The organism is uncultured Winogradskyella sp. (assembly GCF_963975125.1).
In the GTDB taxonomy this organism is placed as follows: domain Bacteria; phylum Bacteroidota; class Bacteroidia; order Flavobacteriales; family Flavobacteriaceae; genus Winogradskyella.
Genome location: NZ_CAXBGB010000114.1, coordinates 1 through 7,138 on the forward strand (window position 1 = coordinate 1; position 7,138 = coordinate 7,138).

At 36.1% G+C, this 7,138-nt stretch carries 6 protein-coding genes and 1 pseudogene; all 7 read right to left on the reverse strand.

From position 1 onward, the window contains the following. Positions 1-105: 105 nt before the first annotated feature. Entirely contained in the window at positions 106-1,299 is a 1,194-nt protein-coding gene (locus tag AAC053_RS13075) for a phospholipase D-like domain-containing protein (protein ID WP_339757468.1), read from the reverse strand. Position 1,300: 1 nt separating this feature from the next. Beyond that, positions 1,301-2,566, reverse strand: coding sequence for an MFS transporter (locus AAC053_RS13080; RefSeq protein ID WP_339757471.1), 1,266 nt, complete (start codon positions 2,564-2,566; stop codon positions 1,301-1,303). Beyond that, complete coding sequence (locus AAC053_RS13085; protein ID WP_339757474.1) at positions 2,566-4,677, reverse strand: copper-translocating P-type ATPase; 2,112 nt, start codon at positions 4,675-4,677, stop codon at positions 2,566-2,568. The genes AAC053_RS13080 and AAC053_RS13085 overlap by 1 nt, the downstream gene beginning before the upstream one ends. A gap of 19 nt (positions 4,678-4,696) precedes the next feature. Next, on the reverse strand, positions 4,697-4,990 hold the full coding sequence (locus AAC053_RS13090) for a phosphoribosylpyrophosphate synthetase (RefSeq protein ID WP_339757477.1): 294 nt from the start codon (positions 4,988-4,990) through the stop codon (positions 4,697-4,699). Next, positions 4,983-5,678, reverse strand: coding sequence for a hypothetical protein (locus tag AAC053_RS13095; protein WP_339757480.1), 696 nt, complete (start codon positions 5,676-5,678; stop codon positions 4,983-4,985). Before AAC053_RS13095 ends, AAC053_RS13090 begins: the two co-directional genes overlap by 8 nt. A gap of 365 nt (positions 5,679-6,043) precedes the next feature. Continuing rightward, positions 6,044-6,712, reverse strand: a complete 669-nt coding sequence (locus AAC053_RS13100; protein ID WP_339757484.1) for a thiamine pyrophosphate-dependent enzyme — start codon at positions 6,710-6,712, stop codon at positions 6,044-6,046. Continuing rightward, a pseudogene (locus tag AAC053_RS13105) lies at positions 6,630-7,138 on the reverse strand (hypothetical protein); the annotation flags it as partial. The pseudogene AAC053_RS13105 and the gene AAC053_RS13100, both read right to left, overlap by 83 nt.

Genomic DNA, 7,138 nt, shown 5'->3' on the forward strand with positions numbered 1-7,138 from the left:
AACAAAACCAATTTCTCATGCTATGAACTATTCAATAAATATTGATTGTATTTTTATTCTCTTATTTTATCTCATAGACTTAGTGTTAAATTATTGGCAAATATTTTAAAGCCTAAAGTCTTTTAAAAATCTTAAATGTGGAAGGAAGGTGAGAAAAAGCATAGAAGTGCGCACTATTTGATAAGAAACCCAATTGGACAAGTTTTTAAATATCCCAGATCTTTCTCTAAGAGTCTCCATTGTAATTTCACTACACTCGCTTATAATCTTTTCAAAGTCTGAGTGAAGGTTTTCGGCAAATTCTACGGATTGAATTTCTACGTTCATCTCAATACTTCCATAACAGCTAAGACTGTTCAGATTAAAAGAACCGACAATAGACCATTTGTTATCTACCATAGCTGCTTTTCCATGTACTACGGATTTGTTCCACTCATATATTTTTATATTGTGATTAAGTAATGATGCATACAAATGTTCGGTAGCTCTACGCACTAATGGCACATCGCTAGTTCCTGCTAAGATTACTTTTGTTTTTATTCCTTTGTTACAAGCTTTTATCAAAGCCTTTGTCAATTTGCTTCCAGGTAAAAAATATGAGGCTACAATAACTATTTCCTTTTCGGCATTACTAATAGCTTCTGTGTAAGCGTCACAGACTTCTGTTTTTCCTTGTAACCAGTCGTTTTGTAATACTCCTATTTGAGCATCACCAGCAGAATGTAAAACAGGTTTTATTTTTCTTGAACTTCCCTTTTTGAAAAAATGATCGCTACACAGTTTTTGTAAATCTTCTGCAGCAGGACAATATAATTGTACTGCATAATCAAGCCATGGTTCCGTATTCACATTTCCATGATATTTATCTCCAATATTAATACCACCAACCAATGCCGTACTTCCATCTGCTACAACAACTTTATGGTGCATACGTCGGCCTATATAAAAATTATTTAGTGAAAATAGAGGCGAGAAAAACCTTAATTGAATACCATGATCGAGTAAATCTTGAACAAAACTATCGGGAAGTGCCGCACTGCCATAAGCATCCAGTAAAATATAAACATTAACTTTTCTTAGGGCGGCTTCTATTAAACAGTTGGCAATAAGGTTTCCCGTGTCATCATTTTCAAAAATGTAGGTTTGTAAATGAATTTCTTTTTCTGCCTTGTTAATTATTTCTTTTAACCGTACAAAATAATCTTCACCTGAATGAACCAGTTCAATATATTTTGTACCGTCTGCAGCCTTTAAAAAAGGCGTTTTATTATGTTCTCTAAAAACTTTCTTATGGTCCATCCTAATTATCTAAATCCTGATTGGTCAATAAATCCAGATCGACCGCTTTATTTTGTTGCTTCAAAAAATAAACTAGTCCTATTGCCGTTAAAACAATAACGCCCGAAATAATAAAAGGATAATAAAAACCACCAGCTATTAACCAAGTTCCCAATATTGGCCCAGCAATTTGACCTAAACTGATTATAGACGTTTGTATGGAAATATTTCTGCCTGTATGCTTTTTAGAGAGCAATGAAACGGCAGTGAGCAAATTAGGTGTTACCATAGATCCTCCAATGGCAAAAACAATTATGGTGATATAAATTAGTGAAGTCGCTCTAATAAAAGGAAATGCTATTAATGCGATACCACTAATTAGAAAACCCAAAGTCATCTGTTTTTTCCCGGATAGTATTTTTAGACCGTAAGTGGCAAATACAGGTTGCAGTATAGCCATAACCAATCCGCACAACATAAAACCAATTCCTACTTGGCTGCTTTTAAAGGATAATTCGTTTTTAGCAAATATTGAGAATACCGTTTCAAACAGTGTTATTGCAAACTGCAGTACAAAAGAGAGCAATAGCAATATCATAAAATATCGGCCAACTATAAATTTAGACTTAATGTTACCAATAGTATGCAATTGTAAAGGCTGTAGCTTTGAGGGTTTTAACCATCTCAAAATAATGCCTAGCACGACTATTCCAAAGATAGCCGACAATAAAAAAGGCACAGAAAATCCATCTAAATGAAACACGCCGTAAGTATAACTGTAATGTAAATTAGTTTGACTTAAAAAACCACCAATTACAGGGCCAAAAATAACACCCGAGCTTGCTGCAACTCCAGACCAAGCCATTATTTTTGTTCTTCGTTTCTCGGAAGTGATATCGCTTAAATAGGCATTACTAACAGGAATTACTGACGATGTAAAAATACCTCCAAAAATTCGAGCTGCATAAAGCATTGTCAAAGATGTGGCAAATCCCGTTAGCAACTGCATTATTACAAACCCGACAAGACCGATAATAATAATGGGCTTACGACCGTATTTGTCTGAAAGTTTGCCCCAAACCACTACAAATAGTAATTGAAAAAGAGGATAAATACTGGTAAGCAATCCGATATGGAAGTTGATTAGATCCGTATCCAGATTGTCATTTAAGGCGAGTCTTTCAGTATAATAAGGTAAGACTGGAAGCAATATCCCATAGCCCAACATGACTACAAATAAACTCAACAAGATTAAGAATATCTTGTTGAGTTTTTCTTTTTTATTCATTATTTTTTACCAATTTTACGCTTTAATAGTTGCGCATTAATGGCCACAATAATCGTACTTAAGCTCATAAAAACAGCAGCTACAGCTGGCCCTAAAACAAAACCTGAAGCGTATAATACTCCTGCTGCTAATGGAATAGCTACAATGTTATAGCCCGTTGCCCAAATTAAATTCTGTATCATCTTACTATAAGTTGCTTTGCCAAATAAAATTAAATTGGCAATATCTTTTGGATTGCTATTTACCAAAATAATATCGGCTGTTTCAGCAGCAATATCGGAACCAGAACCAACTGCAACTCCAACATTTGCTTGTGCTAATGCAGGTGCATCGTTTACACCATCACCTGTCATAGCTACAAATTCTCCTTTATCTTGTAAGTCTTTTACAATTTCCACTTTTTGATGTGGTAGAACTTCAGCAAAGTAACCATCTAAACCAAGTTTATCACTTACGGCTTTGGCGGTTTTTTCATTATCGCCTGTAGCCATATATACTTTAATATTGTTCTTTTTAAAGGTTTTTATGGCATCGGCAGATTCTGGTCTAATTTCATCTGAAAGCGCTATGTATCCTGCCAATTTTCCGTCAATTAAAACGAACACAACCGTTTCGGCAGCATCACTATAAGCATCTTCTGGAATGGCAATATTTTCATCGCGTAAATAACCTGGGCTAACTACTTTTACTTTTTTGCCTTCAACATCGGCTTCTACGCCTTTACCAGTAATGGCATTGAATTTTTCAGGTTTTGGAATGGCCACATTATCTGCCTTCACTTTTTTAATGATTCCAACAGCAATAGGATGTTCCGAGCTTTGCTCCAAAGCACTTGACAATCGAAGAATTTCCGCTTCGGAATAGGTGTCTGTAACAGATTTCATTCTGGTAACACCAAAATCTCCTTTGGTCAATGTTCCAGTCTTGTCGAATAATAATGCTGATATTTTTCTGGATTCTTCAAAAGCAGTCCGATTTCGAATGAGCAATCCATTTTGAGCTGAAACTGCTGTGGATATAGCAACTACCAATGGAATGGCTAGACCTAAAGCGTGTGGACAGGCAATGACCATAACCGTAACCATTCTTTCCAATGCATATACAAATGGAAACCCTAAAATAAGCCATACTGCCAATGTGCCAAATCCAATAGCTAAAGCAATATAGGTCAGCCATTTTGCAGCTCTATCAGAAAGGTTTTGCATTTTCGATTTGGTGCGTTGTGCCTCATCAACCATTTTAATGACCTTGCTGAGATAGCTGTCTTTGCCTGTATGCTTAACCTTAACTTTTAAGGTACTGTTGCCATTAATGGAACCTCCAATAACCGCATCGTCTTGCTCTTTCTTTACAGGTTTTGATTCTCCCGTCAGCATTGATTCGTTAAGATAACTGGTGCCCTCGGTAATAATACCATCTGCAGGTACTTTTTCCCCTGGTTTAATCAAGATGATATCATCTTTTATAAGATCGTCCAACTTCACATCTTGAATGGTGTCTCCAACGACTTTATGTGCCTCGGAAGGCAACATGCTTACCAATAATTGTAAGGCTTTTGATGCCCCTAAAACCGATTTCATTTCCAGCCAGTGCCCCAAGAGCATAATAACAATAAGGGTACTTAATTCCCAAAAGAAATCTTCACCCTTGAGTCCGAAAACAGTTGCAGTGCTATAAAAATAAGCAACACTAATGGCCATTGAAATCAAGGTCATCATTCCGGCACCTTTGGTTTTCATCTCACCATAAAACCCTTTTAAAAATGGCCATGCACCCCAGAAATACACAAAGGATGACAAGGCAAATAGATAATATGGATTCCCAGGCAGTAAGTATTCGTAACCAAAAAAGTCCTGTATCATTGGTGAGAAGAAGAGAATTGGGATGGTAATTATCAATGATACCCAGAACCGTTTTCTAAAGTCCTTGACCATCATTTTATGGTGGTCGTGTCCTGCCATTCCCATTGGTGCGTTGCCGTCATGACCGGAATGATCCATTTTAGAGTGATCCATTTTAGAGTGATCGTCCGATTTTGGGTCTTCCATTTTCGAGTGGTCCATCTTGGAATGGTCCATGTTTTTGTTTTTGTGATCTTTGTGGTTTTCCATTATATAATTATTTAAGTGTTTATCGTAATTTTTTTCTCATTGTTTCCGAAATGTTTTCGGCATAGACGCCATAGGCATCTACCAAAAGTCCTTTAATCCCGTTTTTTGATGAAATGGCATAAAGCACACTATTATCGTCCGTGCTGCTCATCCCTTCAAAGCGATAGGTTTTTTCCACTTCAAAATCTTCAGGATGTATTTCTATTTTGAGCGAAGCACATTCCAAACATTCAGGTTTTAAGTTGAAATCATAAGTATATCCTCTTCGAATAAGGTCATTTACTGCTTCAGACAGTGTGTCATAATTATTCATCTTCTTTTGGTTTATAGGTTATTGTAAAATAACTGCCGTCTTCTTCGATGAATTTCTGAAAGGACAGCAAATTTTTATCATTAAGTGTTTCGATTACGTCATATTCAAATTCTTTAATTCTTATACCAAGCGCATAAGCTTTAGCGTTAAGTTTGGAGCGAATGGTTTTTGTGGAATTGTTAGTTACCAAATTCCTTTCATAAATTTTTATCTTGCTTTTGGAACCAAAAAAATTCAACAATCCTGAATCGAAATTTATTTCCAATTCTAAATCCACAAGAGCATTTAAATCATAAAGCTCCTTAAAATTTCTTGAGGTGGTGCTTATTTCGGTAGCCATTTTTTTTGGGTTATAAAATGGAAATACCATAACAATAGTGCTAGATTCTTCAGGCTTACAACGATAGGAGGTTGTGTATTTATCGGTAGATATGCCTCTTTCATCAAACAATTCTGTTTCAACTTCAATTTCATAATATTTTTCAGAAATTTTTACTTTCCCAATTTTAAAAGTCTGTGTATTGAGCAAGTTTCCTTTTTCATCAAAATTTTCTCTGGTTACCAATCTTTCTGAAAGTTGACTAATAAGCATTTCGTTTTGAGATATTAAAATTGTAGGAATAAATAATAATATATACTTGAAAGCTTTAAAGCTCTGTTTAATTTTTGTGAAATCTATTCTATTCATATTTGCTTACTATTTATAATAATGAATTCATATCTAACACATTTATTTTGTTACTTTATTTGTCATAATTTTTAATTCAAATTTACCGAACTTAATTTACAAAAGGTGTTATTCTTGATAGTAATAAATGATATAAATATCATTTATTTTTCGAACCGTCACTATTTTATTCCTACCATATTTTTCAACAATTTGTTCCAACATCTTGAAACTCGGGCTTACCATGTTTACACCACAAACATGAACATTTTTAGGCACGCACTGATTATCTTTCAAACTAGGTCTAAACCAGAGTTTTGCTAATGCAAATAGTTACCGATTGCCAATACCGTTTGAATTATATTTTATACAAAAAGCATTTTTCATTAAATCACTGGGCTAAACTCTTTTGCTGCCCATCCCGACATATCCTCATAGGTTTTCCAACGTAGGTTTATGAGCTCCTGTGCTACTTTAAGTAACTTTTCTGCTTCTTCAGGGTTGGTTTTTTTCAAAATGGTGTACCTCAGTTCGTTATACGCATAGTCCTCAAATTTTATAGTAGGTCTGGGCGAATCAAGCACAAAAGGGTTTTTGCCTGCTTTTCTTAAAGTTGGGTTGTACCGTAATAATGGCCAGTACCCACTCTGAATAGCTAAATTTTGTTGGGTCATCCCTTTCCGCATATCAATCCCATGTGCAATACATTGACTGTACGCCAATATAATCGATGGTCCGGGATAGGCTTCGGCTTCGCGCATTGCCAAAAGTGTTTGTTGAGGGTTAGCGCCCATGGCAACCTGTGCCACATAGACATTACCATAAGAAATAGCTTGTAAAGCAAGGTCTTTCTTACCCACTTTTTTTCCACCACTAGCAAATTTTGCGGTAGCCGCCGTTGGTGTTGCTTTAGACATCTGTCCGCCTGTATTGGAATACACTTCGGTGTCCAATACCAACACATTGACATTTTTACCTGTAGAAAGCACATGGTCTAGTCCTCCAGAACCTATGTCGTAGGCCCATCCGTCTCCACCAACCAACCAACCACACACTTCTTCTGACCAGATGATCTGCTACCGACAGTAGTTTTTCAGCTTCATTTTTATCAATTTGGGCTAATTTTTTCTTCAATTTAGATATTGCCTCTCGCTGTTCCGTTATTTCAGATTCATAGAGTTGTTCAGTATTAAGTAGTTTTTTCGCCAACTTCTCCCCAATTGCATGGCGTGAATAGTGTACCAGTTTTTTAGCCATAGACAGGTGGTTATCGGCAGTTATGCGCATACCCAATCCGAATTCTGCGTTGTCCTCAAAAAGTGAATTTGACCAAGCTGGACCCCTACCTTCTTCATTAACGGTCCAAGGTGTTGCGGGTTGGTTGCCTCCATAAATAGAAGAACAGCCAGTAGCATTGGCAACGATTAGTCGATCACCAAACAATTGAGTAAGTACTTTTATATAGGGTGTTTCGCCACAAC